This window comes from Faecalibacterium sp. PGM34 (assembly GCF_054456555.1).
Genome location: NZ_CM136898.1, coordinates 199,871 through 221,447 on the forward strand (window position 1 = coordinate 199,871; position 21,577 = coordinate 221,447).

The window sequence follows — 21,577 nt, forward strand, 5'->3', positions numbered from 1 at the left end:
TTCATCGTAAAATATGCTATAATGTAGGCAAGACCATTATAGCAAAGGATGATACCAATGGCAACACAACGCAACTATGCCCAGCAGATGGACGCCGTGCTGGCAACCCTTGGCGATACCCGCCCGCGGCTTTTGCTCCACGCCTGCTGCGGCCCCTGTTCCAGTGCCGTGCTGGAACAGCTGTGCCGGTATTTTGAGATCACGGTGCTGTACTATAACCCTAACACATGGCCTGCGGCAGAGTACCACCGCCGGGGCGAGGAGCTGCAAAAGTTCGTAGCCGCCGCCCACCCGCTGGGGGTGACCGTGGTGGAGGACACTTACGACCCGCAGCAGTTCTACACCGCCGTAGCCGGGCTGGAAAACGAGCCGGAGCGCGGCAGCCGCTGCACCGTCTGCTACCGGCTGCGGATGCGCCGCGCGGCGCAGTACGCCCGGGACAATGGCTTTGACTGGTTCACCACCACCCTGTCCATCAGCCCCCACAAGGACGCCGCCCGCATCAACGCCATCGGGCAGGAATTGGAAGCCGAGTTCGGGGTCAAGCACCTGCCCTCGGACTTCAAAAAGCACAACGGCTACCTGCGCAGCCTGCAGCTTTCGGAGCAGTACGGCCTGTACCGGCAGGACTACTGCGGCTGCGAGTTCAGCGCAAAAGCAAGAGGCATTGAGGGATAATGCAAAACGATTTAAAATGCGCTCCGCGTTCGCTTTGCGCATCATCAGCGGAATCATTATTTATAATTTCGGGGTTCAGGAAAGTCTGCGGACTTTCCTGAACCCCATTTTCACAGGAGGAGTCGTAGAGGGGAACAGCAGCTGCCGCCTTTAGCGGCCTCGCCCTCTCAGTCATCTCGCTTTGCTCGATGCCAGCTCTCCCAAAGGGAGAGCCAAGAGCACTGCCGGAAACTTTTTCGTTACTCCTAACACTTTAGCGATGAGCTCTACGGCTTGGCTCTCCCTGAGAGGAAAGACTTCCCCCGCTCCGGGGGAAGATGTCACCGTAGGTGACAAAAGGGGGAATCTGGCGCGGGAGCGCCTGAGAGGGCGTCCCCGGCATTGCCGCGCAGCGGCACATCATTCCTCCGGCAGTCTTGCCACCAGAATGGTAAAGGCCACCAGCCCCACGCAGGGCACGATGTTGGAGGCCATACCGGCGGCAAGCCCCGCACGCTCGGCCACCATGCCGATGACCCACGGCATCAGGATGGCACCGCTGGAGGCCACCGGCAGCATGATGCCCATGCTGGTCACGCTGGTCATGCGTCCCGCGCTGGCCACGGCGGTGGGGTTCAGCCCGGACATGGAGATGGCAAAGGCGAACAGCAGCGCAATGGCTGCGCCCTGCGTGTGCGCCATGACCAGCAGCACATAGAACACGGTGCACAGCACGCTCATGCCCACCATGGCCTTGCGGGGCTTTTTTAAGGGGAACACAAAGGCAATGAGCAGACGCCCCACCAGCGTAGCGCCCCACATCACGGTGACGGTGTAGGCCGCCAGCGTGCCCGCAATGATGCCGCTGTCCTTGAAGTAGGTCACCATCCAGCCGTTGACACTCTGCTCGGCGGCGTTCTGGAAAAAGAGCAATCCGGTCAGCAGCCAGAAGCGGGCAGAGCGCAGAAAGCTCCAGTCGATGGTCTCTTTCTCTGCATTGCCCTTGCTCTTGCCGCCGCGCAGCGGGGTAAAGACGTATACCAGCCAGAGCAAAAGGCCCATGGCCGCCAGCAGAAAGACGGCCAGCTCGGTGCTTACCCGGGCTGCTGCCGCGATGAGGAAGGGGCACAGCAGTGCGCCGCAGGCGTAGCAGCTGTGCATCAGGTTCATGCCCCGGGTGCGGTCGGCGGAATGATCGCTGACCAGAATGGTACAGGTATTGATCACGCTGCCCTTGGCGATGCCCACCACAAAAAAGGCCGCTGCCAGCAGCGCCACTGCGCCGGTCAGTCCCATGACGGCGTAGCCCGCCGCATAGCCGATGGTCAGCAGCAGCACACTGCGTTTCATGCCCAGCGCACTGGGCAGCATGCCCATCAGCAGCCCTGCCAGCAGGTTGCCCACGCTCATCAGGGAGAGCAGTGTACCGGTCATGCCGTAGGCAAAGCCGTAGCGCTCCTGCAGCAGGCTGACCACCACACCCGCACTGATGGAGCAGATGCCGCTGAAGAAAAAGGTTGCAAAGCCCGCATTGCGCAGGCGCGTGTTCTGTTGTTCCATGGTGTTCCTCTCCTTGCGGAAATATCCTTTCTCTATTTAACCATTTTTTCGCAGCTTTGCAACCGGATTTTCTTACAAAAAGCAGCAAAAAAGCCACTGCACAAAAACGTGCGGCAGCCTTTTGCTTTTACAATATGTATTTCTCAGTCCAGATCTTCGGCTTCCAGCACCGCAACACCTTCGTTTTCAAAGGTCTTGCGGAGAGTTTCGGCCAGACCCGGGTTGGGTGCCTTGTTGTGGATGCACAGGATGATCTTTCCGTTCAGGCTGGCGGCTTCCACGCCCACAGATGCGCCCTCCGGCGGTACCCAGACGCCAAAATCCGTGGTGTACTGTGCCAGCTCCGGGGTGGCGGGCATCAGCGGATTACCCAGATAGCTGAGCCAGAAATCTGAAATGGTGCCGCCGATGTACTCGCCCATCTGGAACACCCGCTGCTTGATGCGCAGGGGCGCTTTTTGCTGATCCACCTTGTACACCCAGCCCATCTGCTCGGTCATACGGCGGCGCTTGGACTGCGGCTGCAAGTCCTGCTTGATATCTGCATCAATATCTCCCACAAAATCTGCAAGGCGGGTCTGCGGCTGCAGCTGTACCTCATGCTGGAAGGAGCACACGCAGTTGTACAGCGCATTCGGCACACCAGCCACATCGCGGGTATCGGAGGAGTAGGAATACTGGATCTTCTCCTTACCCAGATACTCCCGCATGGCCATGCACAACAGCCCCATCAGGGCGCTTACCGGCTTTGCGTTGTTTGCCAGCGCTTTTTCCACAAGGCTCTGCTTGCTCAGGCACACCCGGGTGCGGCGCAGCGCACCCTCATAAGTCTGCACCACGTCCCGCTGGATGGCATCGCACCCGCCCTCCACGGGCGGGTGCTCTGCCAGCATAGCCTCCATATCATAGGGCGGGTCGCACACGATCTGCTGCACCGCAAAGGCCGTGCCGTAACGCAGGTTGCAGTACTGCTCCAGAATGCTGGTGAACAGGGGCGATACCCCGTGGCCGTCCAGCAGGAAGTGATGCCAGTCAAAGTAGACGGTATCCCCTTCGCAGCTGACGCAGAACAGGTAGCCGTTCGTCTGTTCCGGGATATTGCGCATGGTGCTGCCGGGGTACACAAGGCAGGGCTCCGTATTGGGCTCCAGCCACATCTCCTGCTTTTCCTGCACCAGACGCTGCGTATAATAAGGCGCACTTGCCAAAGCCGCTGTCAGTGCTCGCTGCAAGAGGGTGATATCCACCGCATCCCGCAGCGAGAACTGGTACCGGCACTGGATCTTTTCCCGACGGAAAAAGTACATGATTCCCTGAAAGTTATATTCCGTCGAGCGCTGTTGTGTTTCCATTGGTTTTTACCCCACGTTTGCTGCCAGATAATCCACCAGATCACCCATGGTGACAAAGTTGCGCAGCTCCTTTTCCGGGATGCGCAGGCCAAAGGTCTCCTCAAGATCTGCCACAATGGTCAAAATCTCCATAGAGGACAGATCCAGATCGTCCATCAGGACGCTGCTTTCGGTCACATCCTCCGGCGATACCTCTGCGACATCCTCCAGAATAGCCGTGATCTGAGAAATGATTTCTGCACGTTCCATCGTATTATGCTTCCTTTCTGTTGCGTTTTACTTGCGCACCAGCTTGCCCGCAGCGTTGCGGGGCAGCGGCGTTTCGCTGAACTCCACCACACCGATGCGCTTGTACAGCGGGATGGTGCGGTTCACTTGGGTAACAAAGTCACGCACGGTCTGCTGGTGCTCCTTTTCACAGTATACCACAACACCTATCTTTTTGCCCAGTTCTTTTACGATACATTCCTGTACGGCGGGACATTTTTCTAACATGCCCTCCAGCTCCTCGGGGCTGACGTTCTCACCGCTGTTCAGAATGATCAGGTTCTTCTTGCGGCCGGTAATGTAATAGTAGCCGTCCTCGTCCACCCGGGCAAGGTCGCCGGTGTGGAACCAGCCGTCCTTGTCGATGACCGCAGCGGTGGCCTCGGGATCCTTGTAGTAGCCCAGCATGATGCTGTCGCCCCGGATGCACAGCTCTCCGTCCGGCTCGAGCTTGTAATCCAGATAATCGTTGCCCTGTCCCACAGCGCCGATGTGCTTTGCATCCTGTGCATAGTTGATGATGCCATCGCCGCAGGTCTCGGTAGCGCCGTAGGTCTGCACCACGAGCATCCCGTTGGTGGCCATATCCAGCATCACCTGCGGGTCAAACATGGCAGAGGAGCAGATGGGCACCCACAGCTCGCCCAAGCGCTCCTTGCGGCCGCGCATTACGTCCTTGTGCAGGGAGTTCATGATCACCGGCACCACCGCCATGACCTGACTGGGCATCCGCTGGATCTCCTTGTAGAAGTTGCGGATATCGCCGCTGATGTTCAGCGCCCAGCCCGCGTGCGCCCACGAGAACAGGCAGATGAACGCGCCCAGATGGAACATGGGCAGCACCGTGTACTGGCTGACCACAAGCTCCGGGTCGTGCTTATACTCCATCATGTGCTCACCGATCTGCACATGGGCGCGCATGACGCTGAAGAAGTTGCGCTCGCTCAGCATCACGCCCTTGCTGCGTCCGGTGGTGCCGGAGGTGAACATCAGCACCATCAGGTCATCGTGGCCGATGCAGCGGGGCATTTCTGCCACCGGCTCATAAGCGCGGAAGCCGTCCATCGGGCGCATGATGCTGCCGTAGGCGGCTTCCAGCTGCTCCTTGGTGCCGTAGTCGTCACCATCGGTCAGGATGGCGGCGGGTTCCACCAGCTCCAGCTCGTAGGACAGCTCGTCCCAGCTCTTGTGCTGGTTGAGCAGTACCAGCACACCGCCCGCCAGAATGATGCCGAAGGTGTTCACGGCGTATTCGTAGCTGTTTTTATTCAGCAGGCAGATCTTTTTACCCTTGATATCCGGGATAGTGCTTTGGAAGTAGCTGACCGCACGGCGGATGTCCCGCGCATAATCCTTATAATGGACTGCGGTCACTGTGTCCGTCTCCTTATCATAAAAACGGAGCGCCACACGCTCCGAAAAACGCTGTTCCATATTCAGGGTGACCAGATCATAAACGTTGTCCAATACTTTTACCTTCATCATTGCTTTTTCCTCCCACGTTGTCCTTTCATGCAACGGTGCATCGCACTGTGCCCAGTATACAATATCTTCCAGTGCAATGCAATACTTCCGCAACATTTAATTTCTCACTTTGACAACTTTCAATTGCGTATCTCGGGACACGCCCCGGCCAAATTCTACCTTTCGTTGCAATCCGCCGGTTTTCGTGCTACAATTTTTAGCGCAAAATACCAGTTCCGGTATGGTGCAGACTGCAAAACAAAATTGACAGTCTCTATAAAAAGCATTATACTAGCCATATATCATGACAATGCTGTATAAAAATTGATCATTTGCGCCGTATCCGGCTTTTTTCTTGAGGGGTATTGGCCCGGCGCAGGGAAGGAATCTTTCATGGAAACAACCAAGCCCCGCACTGTCAGCTCCATCGGGATGTTTGATATGCTCAAGGGCGCAGGGATGCTGGCCATCGTGCTGGGGCACACTGCGGAGCTTTATCCGCTTCAGTTGTCGAACGGCCTGTCGCTGACCGCCTTTTTGGTCTTTGTCTACCGCGAAACGCTGATGGCGGCCTTTTTTATCGCCAGCGGCTACGGCTTCCGCAAGCGCTCCATCGGCAAGTGCATCCACCAGCAGCTCAAAAGCCTGCTCAAGCCCTTTTGCTACACTGCGGTCTTTACCACGGTGCTGCATTTTATCATTCATTATAATACCTTTCACTATCTGCCCGGCTCCCTGACCGAGAGCATCAAGGTGGCGGGCGGCTTTCTGCTGGGGTTGCCCCACACCGCCACCTACTTCGGGCAGGAGTTCTTTTCCTGTGGGCCCATGTGGTACCTGCTGGCGCTGCTGATGGGCTGGATTGCACTGGACGTTATCCTGAACATCTTCCCGGAGCGGTACATTCCATGGGCGGTGGGCGGCTGCGCCCTGCTGGGCTGGGGTGCCAGCCTTGTATGGGAGCTGCCCTTCTGCCTGATCCAAGGCGCGGTGATCACGCCGTACCTGTACCTTGGCTACCTTGCCAAGCGTCAGCACTGGCTGGATCAGCCCTTGTCCCGCCGGATGTCCTGCATCCTGTGGGCAGCCGTGCTGCTGATCCCGGTGGCCGCCTTTGCCACCGGCAGCACCGACTGTGTGTCCATGGCAGAGTGGACGATGGGTCCCATCAGCATCCTGCTGGACGGCCTTGCCGGGCTGCTGTTCGTCCGGCTGTTTCTGCGCTTGAACCGGCACCGGAATGCGCTGGTGAGCTTTTTTGAGGCCATTGGCCGCCGCTCCCTGTACATCTTCTGCATACATACGGTGGAGCTTACCGCTATTCCGTGGTATCTGTTCGCGGCGAAATACGCCGACCGCCCTGTTTTGGGCATCTGTCTGCAATATGTCCTTTCGCTGGGCTCCATCTGGCTGATCTGCGCCCTGCTGCAGCGGCGGCGGGACCTGATCATCAAGCTGTTCCCCGCCCGGCGGCACACCCCGCAGGTACACTACACCCCACGGCACTGATATTCTGAATGTTCCGGCTGCGGCGGCGCAGCCGATCTTAGGATAAGGAAGAGGAGGATCCCGTTATGAACCACGATGCCCCCGTGACCCCTGCTGCCATGCAGGCACACATTGCCGAGCTGGAGCAGCAGCTCAAGCTTTCGGACGAGGGTGTTTCCCGGCTGGCGCAGCGGTGTCTGGAGCTGGAACAGCAGCTGCTGACCTGCCAGACCGAGCTTTCCAGGCACAGCGCCGAAGCCGAGAACATCACCCTTACCCTGCCGCAGCTGTTCTACGACACCGGCAGCGGCTTTTCGCCCCGGGAATGCCTTGTCGCCACCGAGGATGTCTACAACGAGCTGACCCACGAGGTGTCGGTCACCTTTATTCTGCCGGAGGACGCCCGCGCCGTCCGGCTGGACCCGGGCGAGCTGGCCTGCTGCATCACCGACCTTGCCATCTCGGACGAGCGCATCAGCTTTCAGCCGGTCAACGGCCTTGTATTGCAGGAGGACAGCCTGCTGTTTTTGGACGTAGACCCCAACCTCTCGCTGCACTGCACCACCGGCTTTGGTGCCGGCATGAAGTTTGCGGTGAACTATCACTACTACCCGCTGGGACGTTTTCTGCACGAGCAGCCCGGCAAATCCCTGTTGCGGGCGCTGAACGACCTGAAGCTGAAAAACGCCACCGCCGCACAGGAAGCAGACGAGGTATTGCAGGCCAGCCGCGCCGAGTGTATGCGGCTGAATCAGCAGCTGCTGACCTTGCAGGGCATCCAGCACGAATATCAGGTCTCGCTGGAAAATATGCGCGCCAGCAGCAGCTGGCGGCTGACCGCCCCGCTGCGCAGGCTGCTGACCCTGCTGCGCGGCCACTGAGCCCGCCCGATATTCTGCCCGGAGGAGTTGGATCATGTACACCAGTTACAGTACCCTGCAGCGCAAGCAATTGTCCAAGCAGGTCTATACCGATACCCAGAGCACCTATCTTCTGGTCTACGCGCCGGGGCGTCACAAGGCGCTGGAAACGGCGCTGCAAAACCAGCTGCACCGCAAGTTCCGTCTGGTGACACAGCTGGAGGACGAGCTGACCCCCGCTGTGGCCGGGGTGCTGCTGGCAAGCGAGGATGTGGAGTGCACCCCCACCGCCCTGACCTATTTTGCCGCTGCCCTGCGGGAGGGCGCAGACCTTGCGATCTGCGACGCCTCCTTTGGCTTTGACGGCGCTACCGCCCTGTACCTGAGCACCCAGCACCTGCCCGGCAGCCGCTGCGCACTGGTGTCCCGCGCATTACTGGACGAAGTGCGCGCCGCCGCCCGTGGCAAGGACAGCGTTACCGAGCTGCTGCGTCTGGCCCATTCCATGGCGCAGCACAGCTGCCGCATCCCGCAGGCACTGCTGCACTTCCGCCGGGAGCTGTGCGCCGACGACGTGTTCTCCGCCAAGGGACGCCGTGCGCTGATCCTGAGCCACGAGCTGACCATGACCGGCGCGCCCATCGTGCTGGTAAGCGCCGTACCGGTGCTGCGCAGCTTAGGCTTTGAGGTGGTGGTGCTGGGGCCGGCGGACGAAGGCTCGCTGCCGCTGTTTCTGGATGCCGGAGCCGCCGTGGTCACCCGCCCGGACTGCGTTACTTCCAGTGCCCTGTGGGGGCTGGCCACCAGCGCAGACCTTGTGCTGGCCAATACGGTGGTAGAAGCGCCGGTGGTGAACACCCTGAACGGCTCCTTTGTGCCGGTGCTGTGGTGGCTGCACGATGCCTTTGCGGGCTACCCCTTCATCTCTCACAGCATCCCCAAGGCGCTGGGCAAAAATATCCACGTCTGCGCCGTAGGCTCCCACGCCACCGCCGCCATGCACTCCGTCCGGCCGGATTTTGAAATCGAGCAGCTGATCTACGGTCTGCCGGACTACGCCGCCGAGCAGTTTCCCCGCTATGACATCAGCTTTGCCGGTGGGCGTCCCCTCTTTGTAACGGTAGGCTCGCTGGAGCACCGCAAGGGGCCGGATATCTTCTGCAACGCCATCCGGCTGCTGCCCTCTGCGGTGCGGGAGAAAGCCGCCTTCCTCTTTGTGGGCAAAGCCGCCGACAAGGGGATGTACAATGCCGTGGACAGTCTGGTGCGGGACTACCCCCAGACCGTTTTCTACCGTAAACGGTTAGAACGCCCGGAGGTCAAATCCCTGATGGAGCAGTGCAACTGCGTGGTGTGTGCCTCCCGGGATGACCCCATGCCCACCTTCGTCACCGAGGGTCTGATCTTCGGCAAGCCCTCCATCGTATCGGAGCACACCGGCACCGCCGGACTGGTGACCGAGGGCGTGGATGGTTTCCTCTACAAAGACGACGACCCGCAGCAGCTTGCCGACAAGCTGACATGGGCCATCGAGCACCCGGAGGCGCTGGCTGCCATGCACGACAGCTGCCGCCGCCTGTATGAACAACAGTTCTCCAACGAATCCTATGTAGCCACCCTGACAAGGCTGGTAAAAGAGCTGACGGACGGGGAAGAATAATTGAAAAACAATGCCGGACAGCCGCACGCTGCCCGGCATTATTTTTTAGAAGGTTTGCCCTCTCAGGCGCTCCCGCGCCAGATTCCCCCTTTTGTCACCTACGGTGACATCTTCCCCCGGAGCGGGGGAAGTCTTTTCTCAAAGGGGGAGCCAAGCCGTTAAGTTCGTTACTGAAGTTTTAAGTGTAATGAGAAAGTTTCCGGCAGTGCTCTTGGCTCTCCCTTTGGGAGAGCTGTCACCGCAGGTGACTGAGAGGGCGCAAACTGTTGACCATATTGTATATGATATCAGCAGCAATGAGAAAGTTCTCCGCAGCACATTCTCATTTTATCAAATCCCCCAAATTGCAAAACAAAGTTCCGCTTCCGTTCACAAAGGGCGGCGGGAGATGTGCTATACTGGTTCCAGAATTTCCGGTTGTGAAAGGAGTTTTATTTCCATGAGCCAAGCCGCCGCGCAGCAGCCCTCCCGCAAAAAGACCGTGATCTCTCTGCTGGTGCTGCTGGCACTTACCTGCATCATCGTGTTCACTTTTAAGGATCACTGGGCCGAGATCACCACGGCGCTGGCGCAGCTGTCGGTGTGGCAGGTGCTGGCGGTGCTGGCCGTCGGCCTCAGTTACCCCCTGCTGGAAGGGTGCGTGGCGTGGGTCATCGTGCGCAGCCGTCTGCCGCAGTTCAAGCTGCGGCAGGGGCTGGACGTGGGCTGGTGCGGCACCTTTGGCAACGTGGTCACGCTGGGTGCCGGTGCTGTGCCGGTGCAGCTGTACTACCTGCACAAGGCCGGGCTGCCGCTGGGCCCCGGCGCGGGGCTGATGACGCTGGAATACGTTTTCCACAAGAGCACGGTGCTTTTGTACGCCACCGTGATGCTGCTGTTACAGCGCCGCTGGCTTGCCGCCAACACCACCGGTGTCATGCGCTACCTGCCCATGGCATACGCTGTGGTAGCGGTAGTTATCGTGGCGCTGGTGCTGCTGTGCGTCTCGCCGCTGGTGCAGAACCTCGCCCGCTGGCTGCTGGGCTTTCTGCCCAAGACCGAAAAGTGGCAGCAGCGCCGCGCCGACTGGCTGGAGCAGCTGGAAGTGCTGGGCACCGAGAGCCGCCGCCTGCTGGTGGATAAGCCCCGCTGCCTGAAAATTTTTGCGCTGCAGGCGCTCAAGCTGTTCGGGCTGTTCTGCCTGCCCTACCTGTGCATCCGGTTCATGGGGCTTTCGCCGCTGGGCTTCTGGCAGGTGCAGCTGCTCACCAGCCTGATGCTCTTCGTCTCCAACGCCCTGCCCAATGTAGCCGGGATGGGTTCTATTGAGACCGCCTTTCTGCTGGTGTTCGGCAGCTTTCTGGAACGGGGCGAGGTGATGAGCGTGCTGATGCTCTACCGCATCGCCAGCTATTATGTAGTATTTGCCGCCAGCGCCGTAGGCTTCTTCATCGCCCAGCGGCATCTGTCCCAAATGGAGCCGCCAAAGGAGGGGTGAGCAGATGAAAAGCTTCCACATTCCCCGCACCGCTTTATTTTTTATCCTGTTTGCACTGGCAGCTTTTGCAGTGCTGTACCGTCCCATCGACCTGAAGGCACTGGTACGCGCCAGCTCGCAGGGCACGCTCCGCACCGAGGAAGTGGCGCATTTTGGCAGCACAAACGACATGGACTATCACCTCCTCTCCATGGACAGCGAAGAGTTCCAGCAAACGGCAGAGCTGCTTTCCACCGTCTCCTGCCGCAAAAAACTGAACCAGAAATACTCTTCCTACACCCACACCACCTTTCCGGTGCAGTCGGTCACCGTCAGCTTTTATGACGATGCCGAAAACCAGAAGTTTCTGCTGACGGTGTACTCCGACGGCGTGTGCATCCTGAACAGCGCCTTTGTCAGCGTAAAATACCCCGGCGGCGGCGCAGCGCAGCTGTATGAACAGCTGGCGGGGCTGGGGAAGTAAAAACAAAAATCGGGGCGTGCAGGTGGTCAAGCTGCACGTCCCGTTTTTGTTTTCTTTGCATCGGCTGTGGTACCAAACACAGCCGGTGCCGCGCCGGAAGCAGCAGAGCAAACCGTGCTGCTGCTTCCCGTAGAAAAGAGAAAGGAATGGAGGAATGGAGCGGAGCGCTTGCAGACGCTCCTTTTTTCTGGTGCAACGTGGTTAGAATTAGCTAACCGCCGCTGCGAGAACAGGATACCACAGACGGTTAGTCTTGTCAACCCTTAATTTGCAAATTTTTTCGCAAAGTTGCCGCGCCACCGGAGTTTCTGCCGTTTTTCTACATTCTGCCCAAAGAACAGCCTTTCCGCTGGAAGAAAACCCACTTGTTTTCTATTGCTTTTTAAAACGGTTCTTGCTATTATAGTAACGCAAGATTTTGTGGGCAGGTTTTTATTTTTGTCTACACCTTGTAGTAAGGGCTGCCGCAGACGGCAGCGCAAGACCGTTTCGCCCCCAGAAAGCCGCCCAGACAGAGCGGTTTTTCAAAGGCTCATTAGTTAGAAAATGCTAACCGTGTAATGGAGCAAGGAGGTTCCAATGATCCAGTTTGAACAGTGGGAAGGCTTTGAAGGCCGCATCTGGAAGGAAGAAGTCAATGTGCGTGACTTCATCCAGAAAAACTACACCCCGTATGACGGCGACGAAAGCTTTCTGGCTGGCCCCACCGAGGCTACCGATAAGCTTTGGGGTGCTTTGCAGCAGCTGCAAAAGGCTGAGCGCGCCAAGGGCGGCGTGCTGGATATGGAGACCGAGGTGGTCAGCAGCCTGACCTCCTACGGCCCCGGCTATATTGACGAAAACCTGAAGGATCTGGAGCAGATCGTGGGCTTGCAGACCGACAAGCCCCTCAAGCGCGCCTTTATGCCCTACGGCGGCATCAAGATGGCAGAGCAGGCCTGCACCACCTACGGCTACCAGCCCTCTGCCGAGCTGCACAAGATCTTTACCGACTACACCCGCACCCACAATCAGGCTGTGTTCGATGCCTACACCCCGGAGATGAAGAAGGCACGCCACACCCACATCATCACCGGTCTGCCGGACACCTACGGCCGCGGCCGCATCGTGGGCGACTACCGCCGTGTTGCCCTGTACGGCATCGACGCCCTGATCCAGTTCAAGCAGGAGGATCTTGCCAACTGCGGCGACGGCACCATGACCGATGACGTCATCCGCCTGCGCGAGGAGATCGCCCGCCAGATCAGCGCCCTGAAGGGCATGAAGAAGATGGCCGAGGCCTACGGCTACGACATCTCCCAGCCCGCCAAGGACGCCAAGGAGGCCTGCCAGTGGCTGTACTTCGGCTATCTGGCCGCCATCAAGACCCAGAACGGCGCCGCCATGAGCGTGGGCCGCATCTCCACCTTCCTTGACATTTATATCCAGCGCGATCTGGACAAGGGCATCCTGACCGAAAGTCAGGCACAGGAGCTCATCGACCACATGGTCATGAAGTTCCGCATGGTCAAGTTTGCCCGCATCCCCAGCTACAACCAGCTGTTCTCCGGCGACCCCGTGTGGGCGACGCTGGAGGTGGGCGGCATCGGCATGGACGGCCGCAGCATGGTTACCAAGAACTGCTACCGCTTCCTGCACACGCTGGAAAATATGGGCCCCGCACCGGAGCCCAACCTGACCGTGCTGTACTCCTCTGCCCTGCCGGAGGCCTTTAAGAAGTACGCCGCCAAGGTGTCCATCAACACCAGCAGCGTCCAGTACGAGAACGACGATGTGATGAAGCCCGTCTGGGGCGATGATTACTCCATCTGCTGCTGCGTGTCTGCCACCCAGACCGGCAAGGAGATGCAGTTCTTCGGCGCACGCGCCAACCTTGCCAAGTGCCTGCTGTACGCCATCAACGGCGGCGTGGACGAGAAGAGCCACGAGCAGTGCGGCCCCAATTACGCCCCCATCACCAGCGAGTACCTGACCTATGACGAGGTGCTGCCCAAGTATGTGCAGATGCTGGACTGGCTGGCCGGGCTGTACGTCAACGTGCTGAACCTCATCCAGTATATGCACGACAAGTACTACTACGAGGAAGCCGAGATGGCACTCATCGACACCGATGTGCGCCGCACCTTTGCCACCGGCATTGCAGGCTTCTCCCACGTCATCGACTCCCTGAGCGCCATCAAGTACGCCAAGGTGAAGGTGGTGCGCGATGAAAACGGCCTTGCCACCGGCTTTGAGACCGAGGGCGACTTCCCCAAGTACGGCAACGATGACGACCGCGCCGATGAGATCGGCGTGTGGCTGCTCAAGACCTTCCTTGAGATGATCAAGAAGCGCCACACCTACCGCAACTCCGAAGCTACCACCTCCATCCTGACCATCACCTCCAACGTGGTGTACGGCAAGTATACCGGCGCTCTGCCGGACGGCCGCGCCGCCTTCACCCCGTTTGCACCCGGCGCTACCCCCAGCTACGGCGCAGAGCAGAACGGCCTGCTGGCTTCGCTGAATTCCGTGGCAAAGCTGCCCTACCACTGGGCACTGGACGGCATCTCCAACACCCAGACCATCAACCCCGAGGCACTGGGTCACAGCGAGGGCGAGCGCGTGGAGAATCTGGTGCAGGTGCTGGACGGCTACTTCGATCAGGGCGCACACCACCTGAACGTGAACGTCTTTGGCAAGGAGAAGCTGCTGGACGCCATGGAGCACCCCGAGAAGGAAGAGTACGCCAACTTCACCATCCGCGTTTCCGGCTACGCCGTCAAGTTCATCGACCTGACCCGTGAGCAGCAGCTGGACGTGCTGGCCCGTACCTGCCATGGCGCTCTGTAAGACCCTTGGGTACGTCCACTCGCTGGAATCCTTCGGCTCTGTGGACGGCCCCGGCGTGCGCTTTGTGGTGTTTTTGCAGGGGTGTGCCCTGCGGTGCAAGTACTGCCACAACCCCGAAACATGGGCAGAGGGCGGCGAGGCGTGGACGGCGGAAGCGCTGTTCCAGCGGGTATACCGCTACCGCAACTACTGGGGCAAAAAGGGCGGCATTACGGTCAGCGGCGGCGAGCCGCTGCGGCAGATGGACTTTTTGACTGAGTTCTTCACGCTGGCACGTGCCAAGGGCGTGCACACGGCGCTGGACACCGCCGGGCAGCCCTTCCGCCCGGACGACCCGGCCTATCTTGCCGCATTCGACCGCCTGATGGCTAACACCAGTCTGGTGATCTTAGATCTTAAGGAGATCGACCCGGAGCGTCACCGGCAGCTCACCGGCAAGGACAACGCCAACATTCTTGCCATGGCGCGGCACATCTCCGACCTCGGCATCCCGCTGTGGGTGCGGCACGTCCTTGTGCCCGGTCTGACCGATGACGAGGAGGGGCTGCGCAAAACAGCAGACTTCATCCGCAGCCTGAAAACGGTGCAGCGGGTGGAGGTGCTGCCCTACCACACCTTGGGGCTGTTCAAGTGGCAGAAGCTGGGCATCCCCTACCCCCTGCCGGACGCTGTGCCGCCCACCGCAGAGCAGGTAAAGCGGGCAGAAGAACTGCTGGAAGTGAACCGGTATCCCGGGTAAAGCCAGACGATTTTGATTGCGCTCCGCTTCGCTCTGCGCCCTTCCCGTGAAAATGGGATATCGGAACGCCCGCAGGCGTTCCGATATCCCGAAATTCAGAATAATTCTTCCGCTGAAGATGCCCAAAGCAACGCGGAGGGCATTCTGAATCGTTCTTTGTTCCTCCTTGACTTCCCTGTGCGGCACCGCTATAATAAAGGGGTAAAAGGATAAATGCGTTTATCCGGGCAGAGTAGCGCCGCACACCGTCTGCGCAGAGAGAACAGGACACTGGCTGGAAGCCTGTTTGCAGACCGCTGCGCAAAGTGCGCCCGGACAGCACGCGGCGGGAACCCCTGCGGGGAAGTATCGCCGTGCGGTGTGCCGCCGTTACCGGCTTTGAGCGACAAACAGAAGTGGAACCGCGATTTTGATTTTAAAACCGCCTTCGGAGTTGTGCCTTGTGCACCGCTCCGGGGGCGTTTTGTTTTGCGGCTTCTGTTTGGAACAAAAAGGAGAATTGACCATGCAGATCTTCAACACCCTGACCCGACAGAAGGAAGAATTTGTGCCGCAGGTGCCCGGCGAGTACCGCATCTACGTCTGCGGCCCCACCGTGTACAACTATATCCACATTGGCAACGCACGCCCGCTGATCGTGTTCGACACTCTGCGCCGCTATCTGGAATACCGGGGCAACAAGGTGATCTATGTTTCCAACATCACCGATATCGACGATAAACTCATCCAGAAGGGACAGGAAGAGGGCACCTCCATGAAGGAGGTTGCACAGCACTTTGAGGCCGAGTACCTGAAGGATGCCGCCGGTCTGAACTGCAAAAAGCCCACCGTCCAGCCCCGGGCCACCGAGCATATCCAGCAGATCCTGGACATCGTGAAGGATCTGATCGACTCCGGCCATGCCTACGTTGCCAAGAACGGCGATGTGTACTTCCGCGTGAAGAGCGACCCCGGCTACGGCAAGCTGAGCCACCTGAATCTGGACGATCTGGAAAGCGGCAACCGCGAGCTGCGCAGCCGCATGGAGGACGATCTGAAGGAGGACCCCGCCGACTTTGCCGTCTGGAAGGCAGCAAAGCCCGGTGAGCCCGCATGGGAAAGTCCCTACGGCATGGGCCGTCCGGGCTGGCACATTGAGTGCAGCGCCATGAGCCGCACCCATCTGGGCAAGACCATCGACCTGCACTGCGGCGGTCAGGATTTGATCTTCCCTCACCACGAGAACGAGATCGCCCAGAGCGAGTGCGCCAACGGCTGCACCTTTGCCCGCTACTGGATGCACAATGGCTTCATCAACGTGGACAATCAGAAGATGTCCAAGAGCCTGCACAACTTCTTTACCGTGCGGGATGTGGCAAACCTTTACGGCTACGAGCCCATCCGCTACTTCATGCTGACCGCCGGCTACCGGATGCCCCTGAACTACACTGTGGACCTCATCGAGAGCTGCAAGAACAGTCTGGAGCGCCTGTACACCTGCCGCGAGAATCTGGACTTTGCCCTGAGCAAGACCGACTTTGGCACCGACGAGACCCTGAAGGAAAAGGCTGCCGAGGCACGCACCAAGTTCTGCACCGCCATGGATGACGACCTGAACACCCCGGATGCGCTGGCTGCCGTGTTCGATCTGGTCAAGGAGATCAACACCCTGTCTGCTGCTTCCAGCAAGGCTGCGCTGGAGATCGCTGCCGCCGCCTTTGACGAGATCACCGGTGTGCTGGGTCTGCTGTACAACCGCAAGAAGGACGAGGTGCCCGCCGAGGTGACCGAGCTGGTGGAGAAGCGCGCTGCCGCCAAGAAGGCCAAGGACTGGGCCACTGCCGACGCCATCCGCGCACAGCTGACCGAACTGGGCTGGGCTGTCAAGGATACCGCACAGGGTCCCCAGCTGAGCAAGCTGTAAGCTTTGCTCAGCTGGTAGGAGGACCATTTTGAATGGCCTCCGCGCTGCTCTGACCATCATTCAAGGAAAACTATTTTAAAATTTGGGGTTCAGAAACGCCTGCGGGCGTTTCTGAACCCCTTTTTTACGGTTGGAGCGCACGCGGCGGGCATTTCAAATCGTCCCACATAAACGGCAAAAGCCCCGCAGGGCGTTTGAACTGCACCCCATTTGTTAGACAGTATGGTATACTGTTTAGGAAATGGGGTGTTTTTGTATGCCAAAGGGACAACGAAAGTACAACGGAACGCAGAAGGTAGAAATCATTAAACGAATCCACAGAGAAAACCTGAGCTTTAAGGGAGCGTCCAGAGAATATGGCATTTCGGACCGTACACTCAGGGACTGGGAGCGCATTTATTGGGAGGAAGGAGAAGAAGCGCTTCTGTTAGAGCGTCGAGGACGAGCCTGTGCCGCCAGTGGGACGCAGAAAGGTCGGAAGCCAAAGCTGGATAAGCAAGTAGAAGAAGATCTTATTGCAGAAAATCAGCGACTTCGGATGGAAATCGACTACTTAAAAAAATTGAATGCCTTGGTGCTGGAAGAGGAACGCCAAAACAGAAAGCACAAGTAGTTCAGGAACTAAGGCAGAAATACCCTCTGAAAGCACTGCTGCAACTTGCCGGACTTCCTCGCAGCACGTTCTACTACTATCTGCACCAGTCTCAGAATCCTGCCAAATACCAAATGGTAAAGGAACAGATTGTTATAATCTTCAACGAGAACAAAAAACGATACGGATACCGCAGAATCACAAAAGAACTGCATAACAACGATATTTGTGTGAACCACAAGACGGTTCGGAAACTTATGAAGCAGCTTGGTTTAGTCTGTCAGGTTCGTGCAAAAAGGAAGTACAGTTCTTACAAAGGCGAAGTTGGAGAAGTAGCTCCAAACCTGCTGGAACGGCATTTCAAGACAAACCAGCCGAATCGGAAATGGGTCACAGATGTTACCGAGTTCAAAGTGAACGACCAGAAACTCTACCTGTCTCCAATTCTTGATTTGTTCAATGGCGAAGTTGTTAGCTACAATCTGAGCCGCCATCCGAACTTTAAGCAAATCACGGATATGCTGGAAGGTGCTTTTCAAAAGCTGCCGGACAAGGTTGACAATCTGATTCTGCATTCGGATCAGGGCTGGCAATACCAGATGAAGTCCTACCAGAATCTACTGAAAGCAAAAGGAATTACGCAAAGTATGTCTCGGAAAGCCACTTGTCTGGACAATGCTGTTGCCGAGAACTTCTTCGGACTGCTCAAGACGGAGCTGTTCTATCTGGAAAAATTTGATTCCATTGACCAGCTCGAAAAGGCTATTGTCGATTACATCGACTATTACAACAATCGCCGAATCAAATTAAAACTAAACGGTCTGAGCCCTGTACAGTACAGGATTCAGACCGTTGGAGCTGCTTAATTCAATTTTTGTCTAACTTTTGGGGTTCATTTCAGTTGTGCTCTGCGGGGCTTTTGGCGCTAGGGGAGGTGTAACGAAGAAAGGACGGATTAGAAATCCACCTCGGTGTCGTAGTAGCAGCACTTGAGCAGCTTCTCCATCTCCTCCTGACTGGGCTGGCGGGGGTTGGAGCCGGTGCAGGCGTCGGCGATGGCATTCTTGGCGATCTCGGGCAGACGCTCGAGGAACACATTCTCCGGCACAAAGCCCTGCTCAGTGGGGTAGGAGTCCGGGCCGTAGTGCTGGATGCAGTGGGGGATGTTCAGCGCATCGTTCATGCCGCGCAGGTACTCGATGAGCAGCTTGACCTTCTCGTCATCGTTTGCGCCGCCCAGCTTCATCTCGTCTGCGATGACGCCGTAGCGCTTCTTGGCCTCGGGGTCCTTGGCGTTGAAGGCGATGACCTTGGGCAGGTACATGGCGTTGGCAGCGCCGTGGATGATGTGTGCACCGTAGTCTGCAAAGGCAGCGCCGGTCTTGTGTGCCATGGAGTGCACGATGCCCAGCAGTGCGTTGGAGAAGGCCATACCGGCAAGGCACTGTGCGTTGTGCATGGAGTCGCGCTTAGACATATCGCCATTGTAGCTGTCCACCAGATCACCCTGGATCATGCGGATGGCAAAAATGGCCAGCGGATCGGTGTAGTCGCAGTGTGCGGTGGAAACGTAAGCCTCCACGGCATGGGTCATAGCGTCCATACCGGTGTGGGCAACCAGCTTCTTGGGCATGGTCTCAGCCAGATCGGGGTCAACGATGGCCACGTCCGGGGTGATCTCGAAGTCCGCGATGGGGTACTTGATGCCTTTCTGGTAGTCGGTAATGATGGAGAAGGCGGTCACCTCGGTAGCAGTGCCGGAGGTGGAGGAAATGGCGCAGAAGTGTGCCTTGCGGCGCAGCGGCGGGATGCCGAACACCTTGCACATCTCCTCAAAGGTGATCTCGGGGTACTCGTACTTGATCCACATGGCCTTGGCTGCATCGATGGGAGAGCCGCCGCCCATGGCGATGATCCAGTCGGGCTCAAACTTCAGCATGGCCTCGGCACCGCGCATGACGGTCTCCACGGAAGGATCGGGTTCGATGCCCTCGAACAGTTCCACTTCCATGCCGGCTTCCTTCAGGTACTCCACGGCACGGTTCAGGAAGCCGAAACGCTTCATGGAGCCGCCGCCGACACAGATCATTGCCTTTTTGCCAGTGAAGGACTTCAGCGCTTCCAGAGCGCCCTTGCCATGGTACAGATCACGGGGCAGAGTAAAACGAGCCATAATACAAAACCTCCAAAATTATCACGGCACACGCAGCGCTGTGCCATATTTCATCATTATGTTAATTATATAACAATTTGGAGGCAGCTTCAATTGACGTACCGGGAGAAAAAGTCGTTCTATTTTGGGCGGTTTTCACAAGCAGTAGGATGCAACAGCTCCCCTGCCCTGAAAAAGCGCAAAAAAACACCCCGAAGTCCTAAGACTTCGAGGTGTCTGCCTTTGGAGCTGCTATCCAGATTCGAACTGGAGACCTCATCCTTACCAAGGATGCGCTCTACCAACTGAGCTATAGCAGCAAATGGCGACCCGGATCGGGCTCGAACCGACGACCCCCAGCGTGACAGGCTGGTGCTCTAACCAACTGAGCTACCGGGCCATGATCGCTCAAGTTCGTGCGGCGTCTTACCGCGGGAACGTGCTCTATTATATCGGAAAGTCGGTCTGTTGTCAAGCACAAATTTGCGGAAAATGCAATTTTTTGCAAAAGCGGTAAAGGTGGGCTGTTTGGAGGAGCTGGGACGATTTTAAATTTCGCGTTTGTCGCGCTCTGCGGAGCGCTCCAAACGCATTTTCACGGGAGGGGTTTAGAACGAACTCCCTCAGTCAAAACCTGACGGTTTTGACAGCTCCCTCTGGGAGGGATCCTTTGGCATGGTGGGAAATTTTCTCATTGCGTTTGATACTTTAAAAATAAGGCTAACGGCGTGCGCCCTCTCCGTCATCGCTGCGCGATGCCACCTCTCCCAAAGGGAGAGGCAAGAGCACTGCCGAAAACTTTCTCATTGCGCCTAATGCTTTAGTGCCAAACTTTACGGCTTGGCTCTCCCTGAGAGGAAAGACTTCCCCCGCTCCGGGGGAAGATGTCACCGTAGGGGACAAAAGGGGGAATCTGGCGCGGGAGCGCCTGAGAGGGTTCAAAAACAAAACGCACAAGCTCCGAAGAACCTGTGCGTCATGGCAGGGGTAGTAAGTTTCGAACTCACGGCACGCGGTTTTGGAGACCGCTGCTCTACCAGCTGAGCTATACCCCTATATACATTCGCTGAATGCTTGATTATTATAGCCGATGCAAAGGGGAATGTCAAGCCTTATTTTTACTTATTTCTCATTTTTCGCACCGCCGCAGCTGCAGCAGTTCTCCTGTGCGTCAGAATCCGGTGCGGGCAGCTGGCTTGCCAACTGTTCCAGCGTAACGCTGTCGATATACTGGTTGATCACCTCGTCCAGCCCGGCCCAGAACGGCAGGGTGAAGCACTGCTCAGACATGGGGCACTCGTTGGTCACACTGCCAAGGCACGGAATGGGCGCTACGCTGCCCTCGATGGCGCGCAGGATCTCGCCGGCGGTGTAGCCGGCGGGGTCCTTTGTCAGGCGGTAGCCGCCCTGACTGCCCCGCTCGCTCTTGACCAGCCCCACCCGCGCCAGCGGGGTGACGATCTGCTCCAGATATTTCAGGCTCAGGTTCTGCCGCTCGCTGATCTCCTTCAGGCTGACGGTGGTGCCCGGCGCATAGCGCGCCAGCTCCGCCATCAGGCGCAGGGCGTAGCGGCTCTTGGTGGAAAATTTCATGGTCGTCCTCTCCTTGTTGCAGTTTATAGTATAGCACGTTACTCGGATTTTGCAAAGGAGAAACCTCTTGTGCAAACAAAAAAGGTCTGTTATCATAGGATGGAACAGAACCTATCTTTGAGGAGTGAGAGTATGACAGAAAAGATCACCGCCGCAGACGCCATTCGTCTGCTGGATTCCGGCAAGGCCGTGGCCGTGGATGTGCGCGAGCCGGACGAGTACGCCGTGGGGCACATCCCGGGGGCAAAGCTGCTGCCGCTGGGGCAGGTCATCGACCGCGCCGCCGAGGTGCTGCCGGACAAAAACGCCCTGTGGCTGGTGTACTGCCGCACAGGACGCCGCAGCGCCGACGCCGTGCAGAAGCTGGAAGCCCTTGGCTACACCGACCTGCGGGACTTAGGCGGCATTTTAAGCTGGCCCTACGAGATCGAGGGCGATTTTGAGGGGCATTTTTAAAACCCTCTCAGGCGCTCCCGCGCCAGATTCCCCCTTTTGTCACCTGCTGTGACATCTTCCCC

At 58.0% G+C, this 21,577-nt stretch carries 18 protein-coding genes and 3 tRNA genes; 12 read left to right on the forward strand and 9 right to left on the reverse strand.

What is annotated here, in order from left to right:
- Positions 1 to 48 precede the first annotated feature (48 nt).
- Positions 49 to 678: an epoxyqueuosine reductase QueH gene (locus ACXPUX_RS00970; protein ID WP_458829350.1), complete on the forward strand. Its 630-nt coding sequence runs from the start codon at positions 49 to 51 to the stop codon at positions 676 to 678.
- A 399-nt stretch (positions 679 to 1,077) separates the two neighbouring features.
- On the opposite strand, the gene ACXPUX_RS00975 is transcribed toward ACXPUX_RS00970, so the two are convergent.
- From ACXPUX_RS00975 to ACXPUX_RS00990, 4 genes are all read right to left on the reverse strand, one after another.
- Positions 1,078 to 2,217, reverse strand: a complete 1,140-nt coding sequence (locus ACXPUX_RS00975) for an MFS transporter (protein ID WP_458829352.1) — start codon at positions 2,215 to 2,217, stop codon at positions 1,078 to 1,080.
- Between the two features lie 143 nt (positions 2,218 to 2,360).
- The gene (locus tag ACXPUX_RS00980) at positions 2,361 to 3,569 is read right to left on the reverse strand and encodes a hypothetical protein (protein ID WP_458829354.1); all 1,209 of its coding nucleotides are present in this window, start codon (positions 3,567 to 3,569) and stop codon (positions 2,361 to 2,363) included.
- A 6-nt stretch (positions 3,570 to 3,575) separates the two neighbouring features.
- A complete protein-coding gene (locus ACXPUX_RS00985) occupies positions 3,576 to 3,818 on the reverse strand; it encodes an acyl carrier protein (RefSeq protein ID WP_005922973.1) in 243 nt (80 codons plus the stop codon).
- Positions 3,819 to 3,845: 27 nt separating this feature from the next.
- Entirely contained in the window at positions 3,846 to 5,321 is a 1,476-nt protein-coding gene (locus ACXPUX_RS00990; protein ID WP_458829355.1) for a class I adenylate-forming enzyme family protein, read from the reverse strand.
- 372 nt (positions 5,322 to 5,693) lie between these two features.
- Here ACXPUX_RS00990 and ACXPUX_RS00995 point away from each other — a divergent pair, with 372 nt between their 5' ends.
- The 10 genes from ACXPUX_RS00995 (at position 5,694) to ACXPUX_RS01040 (ending at position 18,180) form a co-directional block, all read left to right on the forward strand.
- Positions 5,694 to 6,809 (forward strand): acyltransferase family protein, encoded by a 1,116-nt coding sequence (locus tag ACXPUX_RS00995; protein WP_458829357.1) that lies wholly within the window; start codon positions 5,694 to 5,696, stop codon positions 6,807 to 6,809.
- 65 nt (positions 6,810 to 6,874) lie between these two features.
- Positions 6,875 to 7,669 carry a hypothetical protein gene (locus ACXPUX_RS01000; protein WP_458829359.1) on the forward strand — a complete coding sequence of 265 codons (795 nt, stop codon included), beginning with the start codon at positions 6,875 to 6,877 and terminating at the stop codon, positions 7,667 to 7,669.
- Between the two features lie 34 nt (positions 7,670 to 7,703).
- Positions 7,704 to 9,308 (forward strand): glycosyltransferase family 4 protein, encoded by a 1,605-nt coding sequence (locus ACXPUX_RS01005; protein ID WP_458829361.1) that lies wholly within the window; start codon positions 7,704 to 7,706, stop codon positions 9,306 to 9,308.
- Positions 9,309 to 9,747: 439 nt separating this feature from the next.
- The gene (locus ACXPUX_RS01010; RefSeq protein ID WP_458829363.1) at positions 9,748 to 10,785 is read left to right on the forward strand and encodes a lysylphosphatidylglycerol synthase transmembrane domain-containing protein; all 1,038 of its coding nucleotides are present in this window, start codon (positions 9,748 to 9,750) and stop codon (positions 10,783 to 10,785) included.
- Between the two features lie 4 nt (positions 10,786 to 10,789).
- Positions 10,790 to 11,248 (forward strand): hypothetical protein, encoded by a 459-nt coding sequence (locus ACXPUX_RS01015; RefSeq protein ID WP_458829365.1) that lies wholly within the window; start codon positions 10,790 to 10,792, stop codon positions 11,246 to 11,248.
- A 579-nt stretch (positions 11,249 to 11,827) separates the two neighbouring features.
- A complete protein-coding gene (pflB, locus tag ACXPUX_RS01020) occupies positions 11,828 to 14,080 on the forward strand; it encodes a formate C-acetyltransferase (RefSeq protein WP_458829367.1) in 2,253 nt (750 codons plus the stop codon).
- Positions 14,067 to 14,819 (forward strand): pyruvate formate-lyase-activating protein, encoded by a 753-nt coding sequence (gene pflA, locus ACXPUX_RS01025; RefSeq protein ID WP_097785378.1) that lies wholly within the window; start codon positions 14,067 to 14,069, stop codon positions 14,817 to 14,819. The genes pflB and pflA overlap by 14 nt, the downstream gene beginning before the upstream one ends.
- Before the next feature lie 505 nt (positions 14,820 to 15,324).
- On the forward strand, positions 15,325 to 16,722 hold the full coding sequence (gene cysS / locus ACXPUX_RS01030) for a cysteine--tRNA ligase (RefSeq protein ID WP_458829370.1): 1,398 nt from the start codon (positions 15,325 to 15,327) through the stop codon (positions 16,720 to 16,722).
- Between the two features lie 256 nt (positions 16,723 to 16,978).
- On the forward strand, positions 16,979 to 17,335 hold the full coding sequence (locus tag ACXPUX_RS01035; protein WP_173016547.1) for a helix-turn-helix domain-containing protein: 357 nt from the start codon (positions 16,979 to 16,981) through the stop codon (positions 17,333 to 17,335).
- Positions 17,284 to 18,180, forward strand: a complete 897-nt coding sequence (locus tag ACXPUX_RS01040; RefSeq protein WP_173016548.1) for an IS3 family transposase — start codon at positions 17,284 to 17,286, stop codon at positions 18,178 to 18,180. Before ACXPUX_RS01035 ends, ACXPUX_RS01040 begins: the two co-directional genes overlap by 52 nt.
- 89 nt (positions 18,181 to 18,269) lie before the next feature.
- On the opposite strand, the gene ACXPUX_RS01045 is transcribed toward ACXPUX_RS01040, so the two are convergent.
- The 5 genes from ACXPUX_RS01045 to ACXPUX_RS01065 form a co-directional block, all read right to left on the reverse strand.
- The gene (locus ACXPUX_RS01045) at positions 18,270 to 19,487 is read right to left on the reverse strand and encodes an iron-containing alcohol dehydrogenase (RefSeq protein ID WP_458829372.1); all 1,218 of its coding nucleotides are present in this window, start codon (positions 19,485 to 19,487) and stop codon (positions 18,270 to 18,272) included.
- A 223-nt stretch (positions 19,488 to 19,710) separates the two neighbouring features.
- Positions 19,711 to 19,786, reverse strand: a tRNA-Thr gene (locus tag ACXPUX_RS01050).
- A gap of 3 nt (positions 19,787 to 19,789) precedes the next feature.
- Positions 19,790 to 19,866: transfer RNA gene (locus tag ACXPUX_RS01055), tRNA-Asp, on the reverse strand.
- A gap of 579 nt (positions 19,867 to 20,445) precedes the next feature.
- Positions 20,446 to 20,521 (reverse strand) — tRNA-Trp (locus ACXPUX_RS01060).
- Between the two features lie 67 nt (positions 20,522 to 20,588).
- Positions 20,589 to 21,059 carry an RrF2 family transcriptional regulator gene (locus ACXPUX_RS01065; protein WP_458829374.1) on the reverse strand — a complete coding sequence of 157 codons (471 nt, stop codon included), beginning with the start codon at positions 21,057 to 21,059 and terminating at the stop codon, positions 20,589 to 20,591.
- Between the two features lie 132 nt (positions 21,060 to 21,191).
- Between ACXPUX_RS01065 and ACXPUX_RS01070 the strand changes: the two genes are divergently transcribed.
- Positions 21,192 to 21,515, forward strand: coding sequence for a rhodanese-like domain-containing protein (locus ACXPUX_RS01070; RefSeq protein WP_097782969.1), 324 nt, complete (start codon positions 21,192 to 21,194; stop codon positions 21,513 to 21,515).
- Positions 21,516 to 21,577: the final 62 nt, after the last annotated feature.

Coding starts and splice junctions, on each gene's coding strand:
- ACXPUX_RS00970 (WP_458829350.1), top strand. CDS start 49: ATGATACCAATGGCAACACAACGCAACTATGCCCAGCAGATGGACGCC.
- ACXPUX_RS00975 (WP_458829352.1), bottom strand. CDS start 2,217: ATGGAACAACAGAACACGCGCCTGCGCAATGCGGGCTTTGCAACCTTT.
- ACXPUX_RS00980 (WP_458829354.1), bottom strand. CDS start 3,569: ATGGAAACACAACAGCGCTCGACGGAATATAACTTTCAGGGAATCATG.
- ACXPUX_RS00985 (WP_005922973.1), bottom strand. CDS start 3,818: ATGGAACGTGCAGAAATCATTTCTCAGATCACGGCTATTCTGGAGGAT.
- ACXPUX_RS00990 (WP_458829355.1), bottom strand. CDS start 5,321: ATGATGAAGGTAAAAGTATTGGACAACGTTTATGATCTGGTCACCCTG.
- ACXPUX_RS00995 (WP_458829357.1), top strand. CDS start 5,694: ATGGAAACAACCAAGCCCCGCACTGTCAGCTCCATCGGGATGTTTGAT.
- ACXPUX_RS01000 (WP_458829359.1), top strand. CDS start 6,875: ATGAACCACGATGCCCCCGTGACCCCTGCTGCCATGCAGGCACACATT.
- ACXPUX_RS01005 (WP_458829361.1), top strand. CDS start 7,704: ATGTACACCAGTTACAGTACCCTGCAGCGCAAGCAATTGTCCAAGCAG.
- ACXPUX_RS01010 (WP_458829363.1), top strand. CDS start 9,748: ATGAGCCAAGCCGCCGCGCAGCAGCCCTCCCGCAAAAAGACCGTGATC.
- ACXPUX_RS01015 (WP_458829365.1), top strand. CDS start 10,790: ATGAAAAGCTTCCACATTCCCCGCACCGCTTTATTTTTTATCCTGTTT.
- pflB (WP_458829367.1), top strand. CDS start 11,828: ATGATCCAGTTTGAACAGTGGGAAGGCTTTGAAGGCCGCATCTGGAAG.
- pflA (WP_097785378.1), top strand. CDS start 14,067: ATGGCGCTCTGTAAGACCCTTGGGTACGTCCACTCGCTGGAATCCTTC.
- cysS (WP_458829370.1), top strand. CDS start 15,325: ATGCAGATCTTCAACACCCTGACCCGACAGAAGGAAGAATTTGTGCCG.
- ACXPUX_RS01035 (WP_173016547.1), top strand. CDS start 16,979: ATGCCAAAGGGACAACGAAAGTACAACGGAACGCAGAAGGTAGAAATC.
- ACXPUX_RS01045 (WP_458829372.1), bottom strand. CDS start 19,487: ATGGCTCGTTTTACTCTGCCCCGTGATCTGTACCATGGCAAGGGCGCT.
- ACXPUX_RS01065 (WP_458829374.1), bottom strand. CDS start 21,059: ATGAAATTTTCCACCAAGAGCCGCTACGCCCTGCGCCTGATGGCGGAG.
- ACXPUX_RS01070 (WP_097782969.1), top strand. CDS start 21,192: ATGACAGAAAAGATCACCGCCGCAGACGCCATTCGTCTGCTGGATTCC.